The organism is Lapidilactobacillus mulanensis, assembly GCF_003946215.1.
Lineage (GTDB): Bacteria > Bacillota > Bacilli > Lactobacillales > Lactobacillaceae > Lapidilactobacillus > Lapidilactobacillus mulanensis.
The window spans coordinates 29049-53315 of sequence record NZ_RHOW01000002.1 but is presented as its reverse complement, the minus strand read 5'-3'; the positions used below and the strand labels follow the sequence as shown (position 1 = coordinate 53315).

The 24267-nt window shown below is 42.5% G+C and carries 24 protein-coding genes and 1 pseudogene; 17 read left to right on the top strand and 8 right to left on the bottom strand.

Going from position 1 to position 24267, the window contains the following annotated elements; translation table 11 throughout:
- The first annotated feature begins 173 nt into the window (after window positions 1–173).
- From EKM67_RS00900 to EKM67_RS00875, 6 genes are all read left to right on the top strand, one after another.
- A complete protein-coding gene (locus EKM67_RS00900; RefSeq protein ID WP_125576332.1) occupies window positions 174–1553 on the top strand; it encodes an MFS transporter in 1380 nt (459 codons plus the stop codon).
- Window positions 1554–1693: 140 nt separating this feature from the next.
- Window positions 1694–2233, top strand: coding sequence for an RNA polymerase sigma factor (locus EKM67_RS00895; protein ID WP_125576330.1), 540 nt, complete (start codon window positions 1694–1696; stop codon window positions 2231–2233).
- The gene (locus EKM67_RS00890; protein ID WP_125576328.1) at window positions 2223–2981 is read left to right on the top strand and encodes a hypothetical protein; all 759 of its coding nucleotides are present in this window, start codon (window positions 2223–2225) and stop codon (window positions 2979–2981) included. The genes EKM67_RS00895 and EKM67_RS00890 overlap by 11 nt, the downstream gene beginning before the upstream one ends.
- A gap of 270 nt (window positions 2982–3251) precedes the next feature.
- Window positions 3252–3869, top strand: a complete 618-nt coding sequence (locus EKM67_RS00885) for a glycerol-3-phosphate acyltransferase (protein WP_225417258.1) — start codon at window positions 3252–3254, stop codon at window positions 3867–3869.
- Window positions 3870–4559: 690 nt separating this feature from the next.
- Window positions 4560–5639 (top strand): methionine ABC transporter ATP-binding protein, encoded by a 1080-nt coding sequence (locus tag EKM67_RS00880; protein WP_125576326.1) that lies wholly within the window; start codon window positions 4560–4562, stop codon window positions 5637–5639.
- Window positions 5632–6324, top strand: coding sequence for a methionine ABC transporter permease (locus tag EKM67_RS00875; protein ID WP_125576324.1), 693 nt, complete (start codon window positions 5632–5634; stop codon window positions 6322–6324). The genes EKM67_RS00880 and EKM67_RS00875 overlap by 8 nt, the downstream gene beginning before the upstream one ends.
- Window positions 6325–7158: 834 nt before the next feature.
- Here EKM67_RS00875 and EKM67_RS00870 read toward each other — a convergent pair.
- The 8 genes from EKM67_RS00870 to EKM67_RS00835 all read right to left on the bottom strand — a co-directional run bounded on the left by EKM67_RS00870 (window position 7159) and on the right by EKM67_RS00835 (window position 14753).
- A complete protein-coding gene (locus EKM67_RS00870) occupies window positions 7159–7500 on the bottom strand; it encodes an iron chaperone (protein ID WP_125576322.1) in 342 nt (113 codons plus the stop codon).
- Between the two features lie 22 nt (window positions 7501–7522).
- A complete protein-coding gene (locus tag EKM67_RS00865) occupies window positions 7523–8173 on the bottom strand; it encodes an endonuclease III domain-containing protein (RefSeq protein ID WP_125576320.1) in 651 nt (216 codons plus the stop codon).
- Between the two features lie 122 nt (window positions 8174–8295).
- The gene (locus EKM67_RS00860) at window positions 8296–9528 is read right to left on the bottom strand and encodes a serine hydrolase domain-containing protein (RefSeq protein ID WP_164506520.1); all 1233 of its coding nucleotides are present in this window, start codon (window positions 9526–9528) and stop codon (window positions 8296–8298) included.
- Window positions 9518–10798: a D-alanyl-lipoteichoic acid biosynthesis protein DltD gene (gene dltD, locus EKM67_RS00855; protein ID WP_125576316.1), complete on the bottom strand. Its 1281-nt coding sequence runs from the start codon at window positions 10796–10798 to the stop codon at window positions 9518–9520. Before dltD ends, EKM67_RS00860 begins: the two co-directional genes overlap by 11 nt.
- The gene (dltC, locus tag EKM67_RS00850) at window positions 10795–11028 is read right to left on the bottom strand and encodes a D-alanine--poly(phosphoribitol) ligase subunit DltC (RefSeq protein ID WP_125576314.1); all 234 of its coding nucleotides are present in this window, start codon (window positions 11026–11028) and stop codon (window positions 10795–10797) included. The genes dltD and dltC overlap by 4 nt, the downstream gene beginning before the upstream one ends.
- 844 nt (window positions 11029–11872) lie before the next feature.
- Window positions 11873–13084 (bottom strand): D-alanyl-lipoteichoic acid biosynthesis protein DltB, encoded by a 1212-nt coding sequence (gene dltB, locus EKM67_RS00845; RefSeq protein WP_125576312.1) that lies wholly within the window; start codon window positions 13082–13084, stop codon window positions 11873–11875.
- Window positions 13081–14586, bottom strand: a complete 1506-nt coding sequence (dltA, locus tag EKM67_RS00840; RefSeq protein WP_125576310.1) for a D-alanine--poly(phosphoribitol) ligase subunit DltA — start codon at window positions 14584–14586, stop codon at window positions 13081–13083. Before dltA ends, dltB begins: the two co-directional genes overlap by 4 nt.
- Before the next feature lie 17 nt (window positions 14587–14603).
- Window positions 14604–14753 carry a teichoic acid D-Ala incorporation-associated protein DltX gene (locus EKM67_RS00835; RefSeq protein ID WP_125576308.1) on the bottom strand — a complete coding sequence of 50 codons (150 nt, stop codon included), beginning with the start codon at window positions 14751–14753 and terminating at the stop codon, window positions 14604–14606.
- 236 nt (window positions 14754–14989) lie between these two features.
- On the opposite strand from EKM67_RS00835, the gene EKM67_RS00830 reads away from it, so the two are divergent.
- From EKM67_RS00830 to EKM67_RS00780, 11 genes and pseudogenes are all read left to right on the top strand, one after another.
- Window positions 14990–15271: an autorepressor SdpR family transcription factor gene (locus EKM67_RS00830; RefSeq protein WP_125576306.1), complete on the top strand. Its 282-nt coding sequence runs from the start codon at window positions 14990–14992 to the stop codon at window positions 15269–15271.
- The gene (locus tag EKM67_RS00825) at window positions 15258–15887 is read left to right on the top strand and encodes a DUF1648 domain-containing protein (protein ID WP_164506519.1); all 630 of its coding nucleotides are present in this window, start codon (window positions 15258–15260) and stop codon (window positions 15885–15887) included. Before EKM67_RS00830 ends, EKM67_RS00825 begins: the two co-directional genes overlap by 14 nt.
- Window positions 15888–15954: 67 nt before the next feature.
- Entirely contained in the window at window positions 15955–17106 is a 1152-nt protein-coding gene (gene anmK, locus EKM67_RS00820) for an anhydro-N-acetylmuramic acid kinase AnmK (RefSeq protein ID WP_263853137.1), read from the top strand.
- 1229 nt (window positions 17107–18335) lie between these two features.
- On the top strand, window positions 18336–19004 hold the full coding sequence (gene deoC / locus EKM67_RS00815; protein ID WP_125576301.1) for a deoxyribose-phosphate aldolase: 669 nt from the start codon (window positions 18336–18338) through the stop codon (window positions 19002–19004).
- A gap of 368 nt (window positions 19005–19372) precedes the next feature.
- Window positions 19373–20569, top strand: a complete 1197-nt coding sequence (locus EKM67_RS00810) for a phosphopentomutase (RefSeq protein ID WP_125576299.1) — start codon at window positions 19373–19375, stop codon at window positions 20567–20569.
- A 15-nt stretch (window positions 20570–20584) separates the two neighbouring features.
- Complete coding sequence (gene deoD / locus EKM67_RS00805; protein ID WP_125576297.1) at window positions 20585–21283, top strand: purine-nucleoside phosphorylase; 699 nt, start codon at window positions 20585–20587, stop codon at window positions 21281–21283.
- A 145-nt stretch (window positions 21284–21428) separates the two neighbouring features.
- Window positions 21429–22217, top strand: a complete 789-nt coding sequence (locus EKM67_RS00800) for an alpha/beta fold hydrolase (RefSeq protein WP_125576295.1) — start codon at window positions 21429–21431, stop codon at window positions 22215–22217.
- Window positions 22218–22424: 207 nt separating this feature from the next.
- Entirely contained in the window at window positions 22425–22823 is a 399-nt protein-coding gene (locus EKM67_RS00795) for an iron-sulfur cluster biosynthesis family protein (protein ID WP_125576293.1), read from the top strand.
- A gap of 202 nt (window positions 22824–23025) precedes the next feature.
- Window positions 23026–23460: pseudogene (locus EKM67_RS10970) on the top strand (GNAT family N-acetyltransferase); the annotation flags it as partial.
- A gap of 51 nt (window positions 23461–23511) precedes the next feature.
- Window positions 23512–23853 (top strand): DsrE family protein, encoded by a 342-nt coding sequence (locus tag EKM67_RS00785; RefSeq protein ID WP_125576291.1) that lies wholly within the window; start codon window positions 23512–23514, stop codon window positions 23851–23853.
- A 100-nt stretch (window positions 23854–23953) separates the two neighbouring features.
- Window positions 23954–24190, top strand: a complete 237-nt coding sequence (locus EKM67_RS00780; protein WP_125576289.1) for a hypothetical protein — start codon at window positions 23954–23956, stop codon at window positions 24188–24190.
- Window positions 24191–24267: the final 77 nt, after the last annotated feature.

Below are 24267 nucleotides of genomic sequence, written 5' to 3'. Positions count from 1 at the left end.
ACGGGTTGAAATCAATGGCTAAGTCGCGAATAACTAAAATCTTGGTCTTAAGATTTAAGTTATTTGCACTTAGACAGTGATTTCAGTGATGGCGAACACAATTAAGTTGTGAGTAGCCATGGGTTGGTTTGCTTTTGTACGATTCAGCCACCATCATTTAGGAGAGAACCATTATGAACAAATCAAAAATATCCACGCAAATGTTAAAAATGCTGGTCATCAAATTTGCCGGCACTTTCGGCAGTGGCATGTTAAATTTCGCCATTGGCCTTTACATCCTTCATCGAACCGGTTCTGCGCTGGGCATGGGTGTTTCCATGATCACCGGTCCAATTGTCTCGCTGATCCTGACGCCGTTTGTCGGCTACATCGTCGATACTATGAATCACCGCAAAATTATGATCACCGCGCAAATCACCACGAGTTTAGGTTTACTGGTTTTCGGACTAGTCTTTCACAACTGGCCGGCACAATATTTTCCTGAATTGATCGGGCTGATCATTCTGTTGCAAGTGACTGATAATTTCCTCAGCACATCCTTGACTGCTAGCCTCGTCCAATTATTCAAAGGCGCCGAATTGCAGCGGGTCAATTCGCTGAATCAATCGATCACCTCGCTGGCGGCTTTCCTGGCACCGATTATCGGCGCGCTCGTATACACCCTCGTTGCCATTGACACCTTCGCTTACCTCGAAATTTTATTTGAAGTCACCGCGCTGATCGGAATCGTGTTCTTAAACTTCAACTTAGTGAAGGCCACTGAGAAAAATCAAACCGTTCAGCTCGCCGCTGCTGACAGCGCCAGCGGTTCGCAAAATCCGACCGCTGAAGCAGATGCACCAAAAGAATCGATCTGGCAAAATTTTCAAGCCGGTTTTCACTATCTTCGCCACCAAAAATTAATGTTGATCATGATGATTTCTAGTGCGGGCATCAACTTTTTCTTCGCCGCGCTGAACGTCGGGGAACCTTATTTGTTGGTCAATACCTTAAAGCTTTCCAATACACAATATGGGATTACGGATTCGGCTTTTGCAGTGGGCATGTTTCTGGGTGGCTTATTATTAGGCGCTATTAATCTGAAACAGCATCCTGTGAATATTTCCTACACTTGCTTAGCGGTGTTGTCTGGACTCCTGTTTATTCTGGGGATTCCCGAATTAGTGGGTTGGACAAATAGTGTCAATACCGTTTATTACGTGGTGCTAAATGCCTTCAATGGCATCATCCTAGTCTTTATTAACACGCCGATCATGACGTTCATGCAGCAATTAATTCCACATCACATGCAAGGACGTGTCTTTTCATTATCGAGCACAATCGGAATGATGATGATGCCGCTGGGAACGATTCTCTATGGTGCCATGTTTGATCACATGACCGCCTTTCCGATCTTCGTGATCACAGGCGTGGTGTTGCTGAGCCAAACGTTGATCATTCGCTTGATCATTGCGCGCCAACACTTGCTCGAATTACCAGAGAACCAGGTTCAAACGAACGCTGAAGATGAAGCTGTTAAAATTGCTGAAGAGCTTTCTTCAACTACGAACTAAATCGTTATTGAAAATTTTCCGAGCGTGAGTTACTGACGCTCGGAATTTTTTTGCTATTTTGGAATAATTATTTTGCTCACCGGTCAACTTTTGGCAACTTCAAGCGTAGTATCTAGTGTAAGGGAAAGTTGGTGAAGCGTATGAAGGATAATGATTTGATTACTGCTTTGCAAAAGCGTGATGACGCTGCATTGGAGCAACTGATTGCGGCTTATGGTGAGTTCATTCATCGTGTGATCTTGCATTATCTGCCCAATGATTATGAGCGTACATTTGTGGCTGATATTGAAAATCGTTGTTATTTCCAAGTTTGGACGAAAATCAGGATGTTTGATCCAAGCAAGGGGAATTTTGAAGCATGGTTAGGAACTGTGGTCAAGAATCAGACGACCGATTATAAGCGCGGATTGAGAGCAACATATAATATTTTGAGCGTCGATGATAGTCATCTTGATGAAAATGTAAATCTTGCCACAGAAGTTGAGGAGCCAGTTGACTATCAACAAATATTTGCCCCATTAACTGATAGTCAGAGACAAATTTTTGAAATGTTTTACGTCGCCGATTTGACCGTTCCCGAGATTGCAAAGGAACTTCATATTCATCGCTTATCCGTTTATAAGCAGTTATCCCGAGGACGCAAGAAGTTACAACAGGAGGTTGAACGTCATGATCTTTAGTAATCCATTTGTAGAAGTGATCAACGGCATGAATGGCTTGCCGACAAAAGTGTATATTCAGCCAGCAACCGATTATTTGCGGCGTAAGTATAAGGAACGTGAGGCTAAATTATTCATCACCATGCAACAGGTACTTGCACAAGTCAATGATCTTCTGGCACCGGATGAGAAAATTATTAATTTCATGCCGATGACGGATGAGAATAACTCGCAAATGGCAACTGGTGGTGTGATGGGCATGTATAATATCAAAACGCTAGCTGGTAAAGACTACATGAAAGCACAAGACAGTTTACGCGGCAATCGGCTGATGATCTTCACAGATCGACGCATTATTTTTTTCATTTTGATTGAGTTTATCGACGATCCAACTCAATATTTTTCATATCAATATTCTGAATTGCATAACGTTAAATTACGTGAACACAAGCAAAAAGTGCCATTACCAGAAAATGGCGTTGAACCAGAAGACGTTTGGTATGGATTGGATTTTGAAACAGACAACAAACATATTTTTACAGAATTTCTCACCCAAGAAAATGGTCAGCTCTTCAAGAAAAACTTGCTCACGATTCCAAGCATGCAAGGTATCAAGCTCACAGATAAAGTCACAAGAAATAACCGGTTCGATTTGATTTTTGGCAATGTTAATGGCGTACTTGGTTGGATGATGGTGCTTGGTGTTATCTATACGGTTGTTATGATTTTTATTATCATTCAGGCGCTTATTTCCGGTGATACTTTTTAACTGAGGTATCTTCTCGAAAGGATTCACAGAAAAATTAGACTAGGGGGCGCATTTGAGACTTTTTCGTGGGTTTCGGAAAAGGCCCAAATCGTGCTCGAAGACAATTTGTTTTTTAATTGGCTGAGAGCTATCCCTCACAACCAATCGGTCTATTTTCTGGAGCAACTTCTGCCGGAGGTAGCGCCAGAATTTTTAATATTTTTCATACCGCGATAGATCCACACATATTCTGCTATAATATAATTAATTTTATCAAAGGGGTGGATGTGCATGTGGATCCCCAAGTTATACTGTTTATTGATCGGTTACGGATTCGGCAACTTCGTAACGGCATACGTGGTCAGCCAGTGGCGCACTGGCAAAAGCCCGCGGAATCTCGGCTCCGGTAATCCTGGCACCGCAAATATTGGCGCCGTCTTAGGAAAAAAGTTCGGAATTCTGACATTGTGCGGCGATTTATTGAAAACGATCATCGCCGTTTATATTTGCCAACTTTTATTTCCTGAGCTCGGTAAATTGGCAAGTTTATACGCTGGCATTGGCACCACATTAGGGCACAACTATCCAGTCTGGCAAAAATTTCACGGTGGCAAGGGCGTCGCAGTTTCGGCCATCTTGCTGGTGATGTATAACTGGCAATGGGGTTTGATTTGTTTACTGATCGCCTTGGCCGTCATGTTGATCACGCAGAATTTAACCTTACCGGGAATTGTGATCCTGCTCAGTTTTACGATCGTGAGTTTTTTAAAGTTTGGCACAGAGACCGGTATTGGGTTCGCCGTGTTGACATTATTGTCGATTATTAGTTTCAGACGCGATTTAATTGCCATTGTTCATGGAAAAGCGAAAAAAGTCGATTGGTTGCAGAAAATTCGTCGAAAAAAATAAAACTTTTCGCCGATTCACTGAAATAAGTGTCAAAGTGCTTGACAGTTCTGAAACGCTAATGTATTGTGGAAACAATATAAAAATTCATTCAACAAACAAATTGAACGAGTAAGTAAATCGATCAAGACTGTACAGAAAACTTACATTTGCTGAGAGTAAGGTAGTTAGGATCGGTTGAAAATGGCTCGAAGATTGGCATCGCTAAACGTTAGCAAAGCGATGATGGAGTGGCACACATTATCGTGCACACGCATCGGAATTATTTTATTCCTGTGCGTTGCTGAGGAGCTGACTGTAAAGTTAACTCAAATTAGAATGGTAATCACGACGAGTTCGTTTCTAGAAATAGATTCGAACTCTTTTTTTGTAGCTTGTTTGTTGGGTCGCGGAGAACTGGCAGTAACGTCTCATTCGTTTTGTAGATTTAGTTCTGCGTGATGAAAGACCCGTGCAGTCTGTTTGTTGGATGGTGGAGAACTGGCAGTAACGTCTCATTCGTTTTGTAGATTTAGTTCTGCGTGATGAAAGACCCGTGCAGTTTGTTTGTTGGATGGTGGAGAACTGGGGTTAACGTCTCATTCGCTCTGCAGATTTAGTTCAGCGTGATGAAAGACCCTTGCTTTAATTTTGTTGAATCAAAGACCCTTGTTTTAGTTTTTATTTGAATAAGTGCAAAAGGAAGTGCGGCTCTTGGCATACGAACCTATTATTGAACTGAAAAATATTAACGTCACGTTTAAAGAAGCCGATCGTGAAGTACACGCGGTTGACCAAGTGGATCTGACGGTCGACAAAGGGGATATTTTCGGGATTGTCGGTTATTCCGGCGCCGGGAAATCAACTTTGGTGCGCGTGATCAACTTGTTGCAACGCCCAACTAATAAAGAGGCGGTCGTCAAAGTTAATGGTGACGAAATGTTGACTTTGCCAGCGCGTCAATTGCGCGAGAAGCGTCGCAACATTGGCATGATTTTCCAACACTTTAACTTGATGAATTCATTGACGATTGCCGACAACGTTAACTTTGCCTTGAAAAAATCTGGTCTGAGCAAAGTGGAACACACAAAACGCGTCGCCGAGTTATTGGACTTAGTTGGTTTATCCGACAAGAGTCATGATTACCCCACTCAATTATCTGGTGGTCAAAAACAGCGGGTCGGAATTGCGCGTGCTTTGGCTAATCGCCCGGATATTTTGATTTCCGATGAAGCAACCAGCGCCTTAGATCCTAAAACCACCGAATCGATTTTGGATTTATTGGCGGATTTGAATCGCAAGTTAAATCTAACGATCATTTTGATCACGCATGAAATGGATGCGGTCAAACAGATTTGTAATCGTGTGGCGGTGATGGATGATGGTCGTTTGATCGAAGAAGGCGAATTGCTGCAAGTATTCAGCCAACCGCGCGCCGAATTGACGAAGGATTTCATCGACACGACAACGCACATCGAATCCTCGTTGGCAGTCGTTGAAAAACAAGACATCGTCCAACACCTGAAGCCAGGCGAAGTGCTGGTTAAATTGGGTTATGTCGGCGATACAACCGACCAACCGTTGATCACGGCTTTGTATGATAAATATAAAGTCAGCGCCAATATTTTATTTGGCAACTTGGAAATCTTGCAAGGCACACCAGTCGGTAATTTATTGGTTGTTCTTTCTGGCGAGCCTAAAAAAACCGAGCAGGCGCTAGTGTTCATGCAAGATAATTCCGTTTCTGTTACGGTTCTGAAGTCTGGAGACAAAGAGGTGCAATCAAATGACTGATTTTTTTAATCAATTTATGCCCAATGTGGTTGCGAATTGGACCGGCGACAACGGGATGGTCCAAGGAATTTGGCAGACGTTATACATGACGTTTTGGACAACGCTAATTGGTGGTGCCATTGGCTTGGCGTTGGGAATTGCGCTCGTTGTTTATGATGAGAACGGAATTTTAAGCAATCGTGTGGTTTACAGTATCCTCGATAAAATCGTCAACGTTTTTCGATCGATTCCATTTATTATTTTATTGTCGGTTGTTTTTCCGATCACGCAATTGTTAGTGGGAACCACGATTGGACCAAAGGGTGCTTTGGTTCCATTGATCATTGGTGCGGCACCATTTTATGCGCGCCAAGTTCAAAATACACTGGTGCAAATTGATCCGGGTGTGATCGAGTCTGCCGAAGCGCTCGGTTATGGGCCGTGGACGATTATCACGCAAGTTTATTTGCGCGAAGGCCTACCCGATTTGATCCGCACGTCGGTGTTGACGATCATTTCGATTATCGGCTTGACCGCGATGGCCGGTGCAGTCGGCGGTGGTGGTTTAGGCTACATCGCCGTCAGCAAGGGCTATCAGCGCTATCAAAACGATATCACGATCGTGGCGACTTTGCTGATTTTGGTGATCGTGTTTATTATTCAGGGTATCGGTGATCTCTGGGCTCGAAAAATTGATCATCGCTAATTTAGACAAAATTAAAAACGAACCTTGGTCATGGATGTCAGTTGGAAAACTGGCGATTCATGGCGGGTTCGTTTTTTTGTTGCGCGATAGTTTAATGCGGAAAGGGAGGAATTATGTCTACTTGCGGCAGCAGTTGCTCCAGAAAATAGTGGGAGGTTGCTGTGGGGACGGCTGCAGGATTTCCAAAGTACGGAAATTCTTCCGCCTAAAATGTGAGCTCCTGAAAACCACAGGATCTCATATTTTCCCTTTCTGTAAATTCGCACAGTACGCTCATTAACAGAAATACCACTGCAATCCCACTATTTTCTTCCGCAACTTCTGCCTAAACGTATTTCGGTTAGGCTAGGATCTGAATAACAGGGTTCCGCAAATGTGATTAACACTGTGGCCTTTACTTCGAATAGTTCTTCTAAAAAGTCGGAACGATAATCAAGTCCGCCTTTCGTCCTCAACAAAATTATGTTGCGGTACAAATCAGTCGCACAGGACTAGCCGTTAACTTCAGTAACCACTAAAAAACCGCCGAGATGAGTCAGAACGCGGAAGAAAAAAGTTGCGACTCGCAGTGAAGTTGTTCTTGCGGGACCAAATAATTTATTAAATCTTCTCAGATAAGTTGCGCAATAATTCAGTTATCCCCCAAGCCCAAGTCCCGCTAGAACAAGGGTGATCTTCAAGACTTTTGCGGTTTTCAAAAGGCTTGAAGTCATCCCCACAGCGAGGCGCAACATTTTTCTGGAGCGTTCTGACGGAACCAAACTAAATCTTACGACACGCAAACAAAACCTTCACGAATCAGTTTAAAGTTTTAAAAGTCATCCTCAGAGTAAGTTATTTTACCTGATAGCGTTGTTTCTGAAACTCAACGATTTTCGTAATCAATTCTGTTGGTAGTGTCTGATCATAGGGCAGTTGAATCGCACCCTTACTAGTTTTGTAGGACTGCAATTCATCCTCAAATGCGACGATCGGTTGTGGCGTCGGGTAGAGACCTAAATGATTCTTCGCGGCGGCGAAATAAATCAACGTGTAGCCACTCCAGAAGCTGGGCATTTGGTAGGACATTCTTTCTTTAGCAGTCGGCAGTAATTCTTTCAATAGCTGGTAAAGTTCGGTTGCTTTTGATTGATGTTCCACGGGAACGGTCGCAATATAATCGGTGATCACTGTCATAAATTTTATCTCCTTTAGGTTGCTAGAATTTAAGCTGATAAGGTGCTAGGAAACTTTCTTGCCAAGCTGATTCCGTTTTGTAAAGTTGACCGGTCAACACGATACATGCATGTAATTCTTGAAAGCTGCGCAGGGTCAGCGTTGTTAGTTGAGGCATGATCAATCTTTGTGCTTCGTCATAACCCTTTGGTAAAATCACGCCGAGATGTTGAAATAAGCGGCGGCAATAGACATCAACGATAAAAGTTTCTTTGCTGAGCACATAAAGCAAGATGGCGTCGGCCGTTTCTCGACCGATTCCTGGTAGCGCGAGTAATTCCAGACGGAGTTGTTCGACGGGTTTCATCCGCAACAGCCCCAGGTTATCTTGATAGGTCGCAAAATAAGCGCAGAGATTTTGAATTGTTTGTGCTTTGCGGACGTAAAATCCCGCACTGTGGATCACTTCTTGTAACTGTTCGTTAGATAGCAGCCGGATTTTTGAAGGCAAAAATTCGGTCTGTTCTTTGAGCGCTGCTAATGCGTAATCGACGCTTTTCCAATTCGTATTCTGAATGAGAACGGCGCCCCAGATGATCTGCCAATCCGTGCGGGCGGGCCACCAGCCGTTGCTATCTAAATGGTCATACAATAAGTCGTAAAGTTGAGTCAGGTTAATGTTTGTCTTGGTCATACTTTTATTCTAAACGCTTACGGAAAAGATAGCCAATAAAGCGACACGAAAAAAGTTTGCCACAAGATAAATCGGCAAACTTGATGATATATATTGATTTGGCTGAGCTAACTGCTGCGATTCTAAAATAACAAGGTATCAATCGCACCAGAAACTTTGTCGAGGTTCAGATAAGTTGCTGGATGATTTGTTAATAGAACCATTGCGGTTTTACCGTCGGGACTAATATGAATTCGCGAATAAAAGCCGACGCCCGCACCATTGGCACCTTTATAATTCGCGTAATTATAAAGGCCGCCTCCATAATGACTGGTACTACCGTCAACGAATAATTGATCGCGACTGGATTGGCTGATTAAACTGCCATTCAGCATGCCTTTTTCAACTTGATATAAGTCATAGGCACTCATATAAACTTGCCCAGTACCCAATTCACTGTGTTTTTGAGCGTTATTAATCGTTAGGGGCTGTTTATAAATATTTGCTGGAGCAGACTTTGCCGCAAAGTTATATCCAGTTGCACGTAGATAGTCAGCAGGTAGCGCAAAAGATAAATGAGTGTGTTTTAAGTTAAGCTTCTGAATAATTTGTTCTTGAAATAAATTTGCGTAAGTCTGACCGGAGACTTTTTCGATAATGCCGGCCAGCAGAATGTAATTGATTGGTTGATAACTCCACTGGTTATATTGCTGGGGTCGAAAAACGATCTTGGCAATATCATTGGCAATGATTTGCTGATCAGGCTGAATAACGGTCTGAGTATAACCTTTGGGTATTGTTAAACCCGAAATCATATTTAGCATTTGACGCAATGTGATTTGATTACTGTTGGGTACGTTGGGATAATACTGACTCAAAAAGTCTGACAGCTTAACTCGACCAAGCTCAACTTGGTGCATCAATAAAGCACCTGTCATTGCTTTCTGGACCGAATTAATTTCGAAACCTGTTGTGGCCGTGTTCAATTGATTTGCCTGTTTGTTGGAATAACCGGATTGCCAACTAGCGACTAGTTTGTCTTGATAATAGATTTGTGCGACGCCAAGAAAATGAGTTTTACTAGCGATATTAGCTAAGCGCGACTGAAAATATGAATTGAGTGTGGGTGTTTGTTTTTCTGCCAGCGCTTCTGCACGTAATTTTGTTATTTTTTGTTGATAGGTTTTTGCAGTTTTGCTGGCCAGTTTTGTGTTTTCAGTTTCAGCTTTCTGGTGTCCTTGATAAAATCCGAGAATGCCAAACAATGTTGTCATGATTACGACAATAATGGTCGATACTGAGAAGTAGCGCCAGAAAAACCGGCGGCGATCTCGTCGCCGGTTCACCGGTCGTCGTGGATTAAAATTACTTGCCATTTGTACCATCACTTTTCTGCAAGGTTAAGGATTTTTGCCACTGAGGTGTGAAGAAATATGAATTAAGTTGATAGCGGGGTTGTGCTTGCGTTTGTGTGAGAAATGGGTTCACTTTTTCATCGACTTTTAGCCAGCCCAACCAGCCCAGGTGAATCGTATCTTGCATCATATAGTTCGCATGCGTGTCATTTGTCAGATCGGCAATATGATTGAAGCCTTGACTGCGTAACTGATATTTAATTTTGGTGGCTGTTTCTTGTAGCATTGGCAATGGTAAACCCGTATACGTGGCCCACTTTTGGTTGATTGGCGGAATAACGAAGAGGACATTAGCATTGAGCTGCTTAAATTCAGTCAGCAGTAATTCCAAGTCACTATACTCAGGTGACTGGCGATAATCATAATGTTTCTGGCTATTACGTAGCCCATTGATCCGTGATCCACGCAAGCGCTCGCTGTAAAAGTGATTATCGATACCAAATGTATTATTATTCGTATGCTTTTTAGCAAGTTGTATCGCCGTTTTCGTCAGAAGCGTGTCGGAATCGTGGCTCGGTAATAAACGTTCCCCTTTTTCGATTGTTTTCCAATGATCTGCCAAACTAAAACGAGAAAAAAGCGCGTCTTCATTCAATAAAATTCGTAGGCGCAAATTGAGCAGGAATCGATCACTTTGATTCAAACGTTCTCCTTTGGCAACTTTATTTAAAGCAGCCGCAATGGTTGAACTCGCTTTGCCCGAGGGCATCTCTAAAAGCCGTTTTGCGGCATAACGAGTTGCAGTCGAATCATTGACCGAGAGCAGCCATTGAATCGCCTGGAGCGGTGAATAATAGAAACTAAAGGCATCTGGTTCTTGACCACGCTTGGTAAACCACTGCGGTGAAATAATATAAACAATTTTTTTACCCTGCAGTTGTGGATGTACGCCCTGTAAGGTGAAGAAATGATTCAACGATTGACTCCCAGCGTTTCCTAGCAGAAACGGCTGATAAGAACGGTGATATTTCGCTGCCAATACAGAAGGGTGTAAAGGATCCATGCGCAATAATTCTGATGAGCCGAGGAAGGGAACGTAATTTTCTGAGAAGGCTTGTTTCTTGAACAGTTGACCATGATAAACGTTGGTTGAGAGTGATACCGCGCCATGCTTCAGCGAATCTTGGCTGATACGCTGGTGACTGAATGGTAATAATAAAACCAGCCAAACTGCGATAGCCGCGATGATGACTGGTCCGAAAATCAGCCATAATTTTTTGCGGGTTTTCATTTGAGCGTCCCAATTTTGGCAATGATTTTGTTGGGTGTTTCCCACTCAGTGCGTTCAAATTCAGAGACAGGCACTTCGACGCCAATCTCCGTTTCAATTTCTAATAAAAGCTGAACAGTTGCCATGGAATCGAGCAAACCAGTATCGAATAGGTTGGTATCACCTTTGCCCGTGAGATCCTCGCCAGTTAAGTCATTGATAATTGAATATAGTTTTTCTGAGTCTGTCATGTTGATCATCCTTTCAAAATAGGTGCTGAGTTTGTTGATGCAATAAATTTGCTGCAGGTGGTATTTAAAGCTTTTGAACTGATTATTGAAGGCTTTGTTTACGAGTGGTAGGAATTGATTTGGTTCCGTCAGAACGCTCCAGAAAATAGTTGCGCCTCGCTGTGGGGATGACTTCAAGCCTTTGCAAAATCGGCAAAGTCTTGAAGATCACCCTTGTTCTAGCGGGACTGGGTTTTAGTGCAGAACTGCATTGTTGGTCAACTTATCTGAGATTGTTTTAAAAACTTAATGGGTCCCGCAAGAACAATTTCACTGCGAGTCGCAACTTTTTCTTCCGCGTTCTGACTCATCTCGGCGGTTTTATGGTGCTGGCTCTAGTTAACGTCTAGACCTGTGCGACTGATTTGTACCGCAACTTTAGTTTTTTGAAGACGAAAGGCGGACTTAATTATCGTTCCGACTTTTCAGTTCAACTATTCAGAGTCAAGACAACAATGTCAATCAAGCTTGAGGAACCCTGTTATTCAGATCCTAGCCTAAACAGAATAAGTTTAGGCAGAAGTTGCGGAAGAAAATAGTGGGATTGCAGTGGTAATTTTGTTAATGAGTGGTTCTTGCGAATTTACAAAATGGGAAAATGTGAGATCTTCACGGTTTTGGAAGAGCTCACATTTTAGGCGGAAAACTTTTGGCGAACTTCCAAAAGCTTGAAGCCGTCCCCACAGCAACCTCCCACTATTTTCTGGAGCAACTTCTGCCGAAGGTAGATCAATCTTTACACACTTCCACAGCAATTTTCGCCGCAGGTAGATCGTATTTTTCAACTGGCCAGCAGTATCAGCCCTTAGAACCATAATTGATTCAAAAATCCAGAGAAAATCAAAAAGCTAAAACAAACAATGTTAAAGGTGACAAAGATAGCCAAACCTTCGGTAAATTTATTATGAGGAATTTTATCCGCATGATTCTTTTTATACCGCAGCCAATAATCGTTGATGATGATCGCGGCGGCATGGAAGAGGCCGTATACAATATAGTACCAAGTCAATCCATGCCAAAAACCCATAATCAGAAAGTTGACCAAGTAGGCCAGCTGCGACATGCGCACGCGATTCTTGACCCAGCGATGCTTCATCACCCAAAACGTAAAACGCATGAAGATAAAATCACGGAACCAGAAGGATAAGGTCATGTGCCAACGATTCCAAAATTCCTTAATGTTGTGGGCAAGGAAAGGTTTGTTAAAGTTCATTGGCGTTTTGATCCCCATGAAATAACTGATCGAAACGGCGAACAGACTATAACCCGCAAAGTCGAAAAATAAATACATGCTGTAAACATACATATAGCCTAATAGATACCAAGAAATTCCCGTTCCACCGAAAGCAGAACTTTGGCTCATTGCCGCGCGCGCAACGTTGGGTAATAATAAGGTGCCAAAAATATAGCCAAGGATATATTTGTAGAGAAATCCTTGAATGAGATAGAAAACAGCCTTGCTGACATCATCCAAATAGGCGGAACGATCGGGAACATTTTCGTAATCTTTAATGAATCGCCGATAACGATCGATCGGCCCTGAGGAAATTGTTGGGAAAAAGAGCAGAAAATGTAGGTACTGAGACCACGAGATCTCTTTGATCGTCCCATCACGTAATTCCATGATGACCTGTACGGTTTTGAAAGTTAAATAACTGATTCCCAAAAAACCGATATTAAAACCGTTGTAGTTAGGAAATAGTGGCGTGAATTTCACGATGATCAAAGGCAAGATGCTTAAAATAACAGCACTCACGAAAATAGTCGTCTGATTTTTATTCCAGCGATAATGAGTGAATCCCATTGTCAGTAGAACTTGGTAACACGTGTACAGAATCAACGCGGCACCTTGATGCCAGTGGTCACCGCCAAAAGTCAGGATGAGAAACGCTAAGGTAAAAATAGACTCGTAGATTTTCAGTCGGCGACCAAAATACAAGCCGATGATCACAGGCAATAAGGCGATAAGCAAGATGCCAAAGTAGGCAGGATTGCTATAAGGTTGTAAATTGATCACTGTGAGTTGACCTCCAGTATCAACGCCTTGATATCGACCTTATCATTGGCGGATCGCGGTAAACTCTGTCGGTAAATAAAGCGCTGGGGCATCATGTACGGCATAATATTGTCTTGTAGTTCTTGCTTGATCGCATTGGTCAAGTCGTTTTCTGAATCGACGGGTGTTTTTTCCGGCACGATAATCGCAATCAATTGGTTGACGCGGTGATCCTTGTTATAGCGCGGGACAACCACACCTTGTTCGATCAAAGCACTTTGACGTAAATAGAAATTAATTTCTTCCAGCTCGATGCGATAACCGTTGAACTTGATCTGAAAATCCATGCGGCCACGATAGAAGAGCAGCTGGTCGTCGGCAAAGAAGCCAAGATCGCCACTATGATAAGTTGACCAAGGTTGTGTGTTATCAAAGGCAGCCGCGGTTTTTTCGGGTAGATTGAGATAGCCCTTCGAAACACTAGGACCACTGATCAAAATTTCGCCAATTTGTTCGTTTTGCTCAGCAACGACGGAAATTTTAGTATCTTCTTTAACATAACCGATCGGTAAACGTGAATACTGAGCTAGAACTTCTGGTGTGATCTCAATACCAGTTACCGCAACACATGCTTCCGTTGGCCCATACGTATTGTAAATATGGCTGCTGGGGAAACGCGCAATTAATTTTTCAGCGGTGGTATGACTTAATTCTTCGCCACAGAAGATAAAATGAGTCAGTGTGGGATAGTTGGTCTCGTTGAAATCTTTCAATAAGAGACAAATCTCAACCAAGGAAGGTGTCGAGATCCACACATTGAGCTGCAGTTGAGGCAGATAGTGGAACAATTGCTTGAAATCTTCGGTGACTTCTTTCGGCAGCGCCTTTAAAGTGCCACCGGTTGTCAGTGTTGGATACAACCCCATGACTGACAGATCAAACGAGAAGGGTGCTTGTGCTAAGACGTTGGGATCAGTCGGCCATTGAAAATCAGACAGTTGCCAATTCACGAAGCTTAATAAATTGTTGTGGGAAATTTGCACGCCTTTAGGTTTGCCGGTCGTACCAGAAGTGAAAATAATATAAAAATTGTCGTCACCACGGACAGCTTGAAACTGGGGATGAGAATCAGTCACGTTTAAAAGATTAATTTCTGCTAACGTGATCACTTGAATTTCGGGAAGCTCAACTGGTAGTTGGTCAATCGCGATGATCAAAGGTGAATTCGCCGTGTCTTGAATCATTTGTAATCGGTGGTTGTCAGAATGGCTGTCGACTGGAATATAAGCATGTCCGGTTTTAACAGCGGCAAGGAAAGCAACTAACATTTCGAATTCTTGCCCACCGTAAACAATGATCGGCGCCTTTACTGGTAAATTTTGCGCATCTAAATGAATTGCCAACGTGTTGGCCTGTTGAACCAATTGCGAATAGGAATATTGTGTTCCGAGATAATCGTAAGCGATTCGATCTGGATATTTCGCGCTGATTTCATCGATGGCTTCAATAATATTTTGAATCATCCCAAGTCCCCCTTAGTTTAAAACTCGTTGTATATAAAGTGACTGCCATTGACGCCGACGTAACTGTACAGATACATCAACAGAAAGAAAACAACAAAATATAAAAGTGTTCTTAAAATAAAGTTGCGAATTTCATGATCTTTTGGCTCTGCTTTTTTCTTATCCATGAACAGCCTCCTGATTAGGTCCTTGATAATTAGCTCCAATTAAATTGTAAGTCAATCTCAAAAAATAGCCCGCGAATGTACGAACAATTGCGCGACTCAACTAACAATATTGTAAGAAGAGATGAGATGAAAAAATATGACGCATAAAGATTTGCGGTTGTAATTTGAAATCAGTCGCCTTATAATCTATTTAGAAATATTTCTAAATAGATACCGACGTGAAAGAAGTGATCCTCATGGGCTTGTCAGAATCAATGAAAGTTTTAGCCGAACCAATTCGGCGTCAAATTATTGAACGCTTGAAAACGGGTCCTAAAACTGCGGGTGAAATTGCGAGTTCATTTGATCTGACCAATGCCACCGTTTCTTATCATTTGAAGTTGTTGAAGCAAGCAGGATTCATCACCGAAACCAAAGATAAAAATTATATTTATTATTCACTGAATAGCACCGTTTTCGAAGATATTTTAACTTGGATCTATCAAGTTGGAGGTAAGAATGATCATGCAGAAAAATAAAATGAAAAAATTAACGCTTGTGACCACACTTTTGACGCTGGCACCAATGTTGCTAGGAATCATGGTCTATTCGCAATTACCTGCAAAAATCGCCATTCATTTCGGCGTCGATAATGAGCCCAACGGCTGGGCGAATAGACCGCTGGCGGTATTTGGGATTCCCGTTTTGATGGCGTTGGTTCAACTGTTTATCATGTGGACGTCGACGCGGAGTTCGCGGATCAATGGTGGCTCACGGCGGATGGAAATGGTGACGATTGCGATCGTGCCAATTTTAACAGTCGTGCTGTATATCATTACGATTGCACTGGCGCTGGGGGCAAAAGTCGATGTGGGACGCATTGCCATGTTTGTTGTGGCAATCACGTTCATTGCGCTGGGGAATTATATTCCGACCGTCACTTATGAGCAACAAACTGCAATGCGGCCGTTTAGAATCATGCGCAATCAGAAAAATTGGGGCCTCGTCAGCCGCATGACAGGTTACGTGATGGTTTTCGGTGGCCTTCTGGTGGTAATTAGTCTATTTATTAGTCCAGTTTTGGCGGCAGTGGTACTCGGAATTGTGGTCGTCATAATGTTGAGTGTTTCGATATACGGCTCTTTGAAAAAATGAGACTGAATTTTTGGCTTGGTTGTGACGTGGCGCTTCTTTGAGTTAGAATAGAAACGCAATCATTAAAATGAGTTACGCAAGGAGAACAGGCATGTTAGCAGTTGGGTTAATGTCAGGAACTTCATTGGATGGGGTGGATGCCGCGCTCGTGGAAATTGCCGGCGTCAATGAATCCACCAAAGTTAAACAATTAAAATTTTCCAGCTATCCGTTTAGCTTAGCAACGAAAGAAAAAATTAAGGCGGCATTATCGGTTTCAACTTCTAACGTTGAAGCTATTTGCAGTCTTAATTTTGAGTTGGGACGGATTTTCGGCGAGGCAGTTGTTAAAGTTTGCCAGGAATATGGTGTTGCTAGTGAAGAACTAGGATTTGTTGCTTCTCATGGTCAAACCATTTATCATTTACCACGACCCGCAGATAAAAACTTGGTTCCTTCAACACTACAAATCGGTGAGTCGGCGCTGATCAGTGAAATTGCCAAAACGACGGTCGTCTCTGATTTTCGTCCGCGCGATATGGCTGTCGGTGGGCAGGGTGCGCCAATTGTGCCGTACTCTGAATATATTTTATATCGCAGCGAGCAGTCGACGCGGATTTTACAAAATATCGGCGGTATCGGCAATGCCACGGTAATTCCTCAAAACGGACAACTCGATCAATTAACGGCTTTTGATACGGGGCCTGGAAATATGGTGATCGATGAATTATGCCGTCGTTTTTATGATGAAGAATTTGATCGTGATGGCGCTCATGGTGCGGCTGGCCAAGTCGATCAAACTGTTTTGGAGGCGTTATTGGAGCATCCTTATTTTGCTAAACCATTTCCTAAGACGACTGGTCGTGAAGAATTCGGTAGCGAATATGTCACGCGGATTTTGGCTAAATATCAATTACAGCCAGACGACTGGATCGCTACTGCAACGGCGTTAACAGCGAGCTCGATCGCGCAAGCGGTTCGGCAGTTTGCGACGGAGCAAACTGAACTCATTGTTGGTGGCGGTGGGAGTTATAATCCGACTTTGGTTAAAATGATCGGCGCACAACTGCCTGATGTTAAAGTGATGATCCAGGAGGACTTGGGTTATTCTTCCGACGCAAAAGAAGCGGTGGCGATGACGATCTTGGGTAATCAAACTTTGCAGCGACAACCAAGCAACGTTCCTAGCGCAACGGGTGCGCGTAAGCCGGTTATTTTGGGGAAGGTTACTTATTACTAAGCCTGTAAAAAATAATCTACCTTCGGCAGAAGCTGCTCCAGAAAATAGTGGGAGGTTGCTGTGGAGACGGCTGCAGGATTTCCAAAAACCGGAAATTCTTCCGCCTAAAATGTGAGCTCCGGAAAAGCGTCGGATCTCACATTTTCTCTTTCTGTAAATTCGCAAAGACCGCTCATTAACAGAAATACCACTGCAATCCCATTATTTTCTTCCGCAACTTCTGCCTAAACCTAGTTTGTTTAGGCTGGGATTTGAATAACAGGGTTCCTTGAACTTGATTAACATTGTTGCCTTTACTTTGAATAGTTTTTTTAGAAAGTAATATGTCCGTAGCGGAGTTTTTTTATTCTGGTTTAATTTAAGATAATTGAGAATTTTAATCTACCTTCGGCAGAAGCTGCTCCAGAAAATAGTGGGAATTGCTGTGGAGACGGCTGCAGAATTTCCAAAGATCGGAAATTCTTCCGCCTAAAATGTGAGCTCCGGAAAAGCGCCGGATCTCACATTTCCCCATTTTGTAAATTCGCAAAAATCGCTCATTAACAAAATTACCACTGCAATCCCACTATTTTCTTCCGCAACTTCTGCCTAAACTTATTTTGGTTAGGCTAGGATCGAAATAACAGGGTTCCGCAAATGTGATTAACACTGTGGCCTTTACTTCGAATAGTTCTTCTAAAAAGTCGGAACGATAATCAAGTCCGCCTTTCGTCTTCTAAAGAAAAGTGTTGCGGTATAAATCAGTCGCACAGGACTAGCCGTTAACTTCAGTAACCACTAAAAAGCCGCCAGGATGAGTCAGAACGCGGAAGAAAAAGTTGCGACTCGCAGTGAAATTGTTCTTGCGGGATCAACTTATTTACTAAATGTTCTCAGATATGTTGATTGCTAATTCAGTTACCACTTAAACCCAAGTACCGCTAGAACAAGGGTGATCTTCAAGACTTTTGTGGGCTTCAAAAGGCTTGAAGTCATCCCCACAGCGAGGCGCAACATTTTTCTGGAGCGTTCTGACGGAACCAAACAAAATCCTACCTCACGCAAACAAAGCCTTCAAATAAAAATTAATTACATCGAATCGAAACCGATTCGATGTTTTTTTGTGAAAACCAACATTTAGCCAATAATTTTTCGTTAAAAACTGTTATCCAAACGCTTACCATGATATTATGCAGATAGGAACTATAAGTTTTGCAGCTTCGTATTTTATTAGTCAAAGGAGAGTTTTCATGGAAAATTTCGCAAAGTATTTCGACCACACCTTGTTAAAACCAGATGCAACTGAGGAAGAGGTGCGCAAAGTTATCGCCGAAGCAAAGGAATATAAATTTGCTTCAGTTTGTATCAATCCTTACTGGGTTAAATTAACGGCAGAGGAATTGCAAGGAACGGGCGTCACAACTTGTACAGTTATTGGTTTTCCTCTGGGTGCAACAACGACGGTTTCGAAAGTTGCTGAGACTGCGCAGGCATTGCATGATGGCGCGCAAGAAGTCGATATGGTAATCAATATTGGCGAATTGATCGCGGGTCACGATGAAGCCGTTCAAAACGACATTCAAAACGTGGCGCGAGCAGCTCATGCCGGCGGTGCGAAATTAAAAGTGATTATTGAAACTTCACTTCTGACTGATGACCAAAAAGTTAAAGCTTGCGAATTAGCTGTTGCTGGTGGCACAGACTTTGTTAAGACTTCGACTGGTTTTTCAACTGGCGGTGCTAACGCTCATGACGTTGCAATCATGCGCAAGACTGTTGGCGAAAAGATTGGTGTTAAGGCTTCTGGCGGTGTTCACAGTTTGGCAGATGCACAGGCAGTTATCGACGCTGGTGCGAACCGAATTGGTGCAAGCGCATCGGTTGCAATCGTCAAGGAATACGAAGCAGCACAGAAATAAACCGTGTTCGTAAGCACTGAAATTTCCGCTTAACTTGAGAGAACGCTAAATCTAAGACCAGATTTAGTGTTCTCTCAGAGTTAATGCTCAATTTCACCCGTGCTTACTCACAACATAACTGTGTTCGAGCTGACTGTCTGCTATGAATAAGTTATCAATAACTGAATTCAAAGACCGAATTTAGTTATTGATAGACTTATTCTACGCAGCCAACCGTCAACTCTCACAACTTAATCGTGTTCGAAGGAACTGAAATCAATGTCTAAGTGACGATAACTTAAATCTTAAGACCAAGATTTTAGTTATTGTCGACTTAGTCACTGATTTCACCCGTTCCTTCTCACAACTTAATAAATGGAGGTCGTGACATGGCAAGTGATTATCGTTTTAAACGTGTTTTTGGGATCGTGTTAGATTCAATCGGGATCGGTGAGGCACCGGACGCTGATAAGTTTGCTGACGTTGGCGCTGATACTCTAGGGGACATTGGCAAATTTTTCGAGGGAAAATTTAATGTGCCTAATTTAGTTAAACTCGGCTTAGGAAATATTCGTGAGGATAATCCGATTTTAGGTGCAGAACCTATTGATGATCCGATCGGTTATTATGGCAAGATGTTTGAAATTTCTGCTGGCAAGGATAGCATGGATGGTCACTGGGAAATGATGGGCGTGCCTGTTACGAAACCTTTGGGCTTTTTCCCGAATGGTTTCCCCGCAGAACTGATCAAAAAAATCGAAGACTTCAGCGGGCGTAAAGTTATTGTTAACAAACCGTATAGTGGCACCGATATTATTCATGATTATGGTGAAGAGCAGATGAAAACTGGCGCGTTGATCGTTTACACGTCGGGAGATTCTGTCCTGCAAATCGCGGCACACACGGATATTATTCCGCTGGAAGAATTGCAACGGATCTGTGAATATGCCCGTTCGATCACGATCGATGAATATCATATTGGTCGTGTCATTGCACGCCCTTATAATGGCCCTGACAAGGATCATTTCGAGCGTACGAGTGATCGGCATGATTACACGCTAGAACCCACAGAAGCGACGGATTTAGACCGTTTAAAGGCTGCTGGGTTGAGTGTGTTGGGTGTTGGTAAGATCAACGATATTTTTTCTGGCCACGGAATCACGAAGGGTTGGCATACGGTTAGCAATATGGACGGTATGGATAAGACGATTGCGGCAGCCGATGAAGATTTTACCGGCTTCTGCTTCACCAACTTAGTTGATTTCGATGCGATGTATGGGCATCGTCGTAATGCGCAAGGCGATGGTGATGCGCTGATGGCTTTCGATAAGCGTTTAGGTGAATTATTAGCGAAATTAAACGATGATGATTTGTTGATCATCACTGCTGATCATGGTAATGATCCGATGTACACGGGCACTGATCATACGCGCGAATACGTGCCTCTCGTCGTTTACTCGCCAAGTACGGGTACGGGTTCATTGGGGATCCGCTCGCCATTTTCTGACTTTGGTGCAACGGTGTTGGATAACTTCAATGTTGCTGGCAATGGTGTCGGTAAGAGTTTCTTAGACCAATTAAAGTAAATTAGGAGGAGTTAGATGAGTACACATATTGGTGCTAAAAAAGGTGAAATCGCCGAGAAAGTTTTGTTACCAGGAGATCCTTTGCGTGCGAAATATATCGCCGAAAATTTCTTGATGGACGCTCACCGTTATAACGAGATCCGTAATTGCTTTGGGTATACAGGCCTATATCGTGGTGAAAAAGTTTCTGTTCAGGCAACTGGTATGGGAATTCCTTCGATTTCGATCTATGCTAATGAATTGATCCAAGAATATGACGTGCAAACATTGATCCGTGTCGGTACAGCCGGCGGTATGGGGAAAGATGTCAAAGTCCGCGATGTTGTTTTAGGACAAGCCGCTTCTACGGACTCGTCGATCATCGCCAACACATTCGGCCCTGGTGTTTATTTCGCGCCGGTTGCTGACTATAGCTTATTATCGCAAGCCGCAACTTTAGCCGAAAAAGATGGCATGAAGTGGCATGTCGGTAATGTTCTGGGCGAAGATCGTTTCTACAATGACGAAATCGACACGCAGAAGTTGATCGACTATGGCGTGTTGGCAACTGAAATGGAAACGCCAGCTTTATATTTGTTAGCTGCAAAATTCCATCGTCGTGCGTTAGCAATTCTCACGGTCAGCAATCATTTAGTGACCGGTGAAGAAACAACCGCCGAAGAACGCCAAACGTCATTTAATGACATGATCAATTTGGCCTTACAAGTAAATTAAAAGTTGTAAATAAAGATTTTAAATTGACCTCATCGAATTTTTCGGTGAGGTTTTGTAATATTAAGTTTCATATACGCAACTTATTTGAACGCTGAGCGCTTCATCAACTAAACTGGATCAGTAACTTAATTTAGGAGCTGATTAAATGTTAGAAGAAAAAATAATCAAGACGGGATTGGGTACTTTTAAAATTAGTTTGAGAGCTCCGAAAGAAAATCCGTTAGTCGTTTTTTTAAGTGGTGCCGGTCAATTTGATACCTATGAAACTTTTGAAAATGTGATCGATCTATTGCCTGAATCATTTGGTATATTGGCGGTCGATTATCTTAACACCGGTCACAGTGGCAAAGCCGTGATGGATTATTCAATGCGTCAAGAGGCGGCTGCTATCGCGAAGATGGTCAATGATCAAGATACTGAAAAGGTGATTCTGGTTGCGCACAGTATTGGTGGTGTCTACGCGCTTTTGATGACTGATCAAATTGAAAATCTCACTCGTTTCGTGGGCATCGAACCAACCACGCGCGAAATTGTACTGGATCCACCGTCGACACCTGGCTATGAAGCGGAAGATTCAGATCAGACTCAGCAGCAGATGGAAGATTGGTTACACGATCATGTGCGTAAAGAATTTGTACCACAACAGGCTGCGAAAATCTGGCAAACATTTGAGGCTAGCATCGCACGATTGGATGAAACTGATGGCGCTCGTTTGCAGCAAGTCATGAATGGTGCACCATGGGATGATAAAAAACTGAAACTACCAGAAACCCTTGCATCGACAATTATCACTGAATCCTATCGTGTCGAAGAAATGAACCGTTCAGAGTTTATGACCACGAATTCGCACTCAAAGATAATTATGGCAGGCACTTATCACTATATTCATTGGGAAAATCCTGAAGTGATCGCAAAGGCGATTGCAGAGCTTTGATGACTGGATGCGAATGTAAATGCTTTTGGCGTTGTTAAAAAAAGCTAGAATGAAAACGACTGTGTGACTTTGCCTAACGTTGTTTTCCAGATTATATTTAGTAATCGCTTGATAATGGTTTGGAGAAAAAAACATGAGCAGTCAATTTGCTTATTTTTAGTAAGCATAGTAATATGAAGTAGTAAATAAAAATGTGAGGTGTTCGCGATGGAAATCAAAATTAAAGATGCTGCTAAAGAATATTTAGAAAATAAGATCACGTCCAACGATATTGTGCTTCTGGCGCTTGATGATGGCTCAAACAAGTTTTCCAACTTGGGTGGTTCATGTACGATCGGTAGCAAGTTCCAATTCGTCGTCACCGATAAAATGGAACCAGAGTTTGATCAGCCACTTGAAAATAATCTGGGGCTTAAATTATATACTGGAAAACCAGAACTGATGTATTTGATCGATGGCTTAAATGTCGATTACAGAATGGGATTCCTCTCCTTGTCAGACAACAGCGGGATCATCGACGGTGCCGTTTCTGTCACAAAGTATGAAGCACCAACAGATGCCGAAGTTGAAGAACAAATGAAAACATTAGGCAATAAGATTTGCTAAATCAATTATGAAACCGAAACGAGCGTCCTTTTAGAGGCGCTCGTTTTTTGTTGCCAAAAATTGCGTCGGCTGCTTCTCAGTCAGGCCTGCGTGCGGAAGTTAAATTGTATTATCGCGGTTAATGTGATATAAATAATTATCGTTTCATATTAAGATTCGAATGTAGGATGAATATTTAAGAAATCTCGATACAGATTACGTCAGACCTCGCAATGAAGACTTCTATAAGTCGCAAATTCAAACGTTCGCAGCTGCACCAGGTATCATTGAATTCGGTATTTACGCACTAGAAGAGAAAGAATTAATTGGATTCATTTCACTTTTTAGTATCGAGTGGAATAATCGTCTCGCCACGCTTGCGGTCGGAATTGGCGATGCAAATTTTCGTGGCAAAGGATTCGGCAGTGAAGCAATTCAACTGGTTCTTAATTATGCGTTTAACGAATTAAATCTCAATAAAGTGGTGCTGGATGTGATTTCTAATAACGAGGGCGCCATTTCCAGCTATCGGAAAAACGGCTTTATTGTTGAAGGCACCGCCAGAGAATCGATTCTGCGAGATGGAAATAAGTACGACAAAATTTATATGGGTATTTTAAAAAGAGAATGGCTTGCGTTAAATCGTCTTAAAAAATAAACGTGTAATCATTTATTTAATTGCAATTAAAACGGATGAGGAGGTTTACTGATGTTACGTAAAGTTGTTTTTCACGTGGATGAATTAGAAAAATGGGGACACACCCTGAGTAATGTTCATAATCTGTTGAATTATCAGCGTGAGCATGCTGAACTACAGCTCGCAATCGTCGTGCTTGTCAATGGCGATGCAATTATGGGTTACTTGCAACCAAATTATCGCGAAGAAATTGCGACTTTGAAAGATCAGGCTATTTTTCATGCCTGCAATAATTCGTTGAAGAGTCACGGCGTCAAGCCAGATCGATTGCCGCCGGAAGTGCAAGTGGTGCCAGTGGGTGTGCTCGATCTGATCGAATTACAGGATGAGAATTATCGCTATATCAAACCATAAACAATCCGTAAAACTTGTCTCGGTAAAATAACTTTTTTGCGACTATGAGCGGTAATTTCTGCTACAATGAAGACATTCTTTTAATTGGAGGAATTGGCTGATGACAATGGCGACGAAGATTCGAGATGTGGACGACTTTCAGAATTTGGTGATCGATGGTTTGAAGACCGATTATCATATGGAAGAGCGCCAGGCACTAGCGGTGTTTTGCTTGGAACGTAATCATATTGAACAATACTGGCATCAGCATTTTGCCAATGCGGATTTGGATGTGGCGGATTTACTTCAACAGATCATGGCTGATGAAGATGATTTAGAAGACGACTGCCGAGAATAAAATACAATTAATCGATGAACAAAACGAATTCTGTTTTGTTTATTTTTTTGGGATTGTTTCCTGTGCTAAACTGGGTG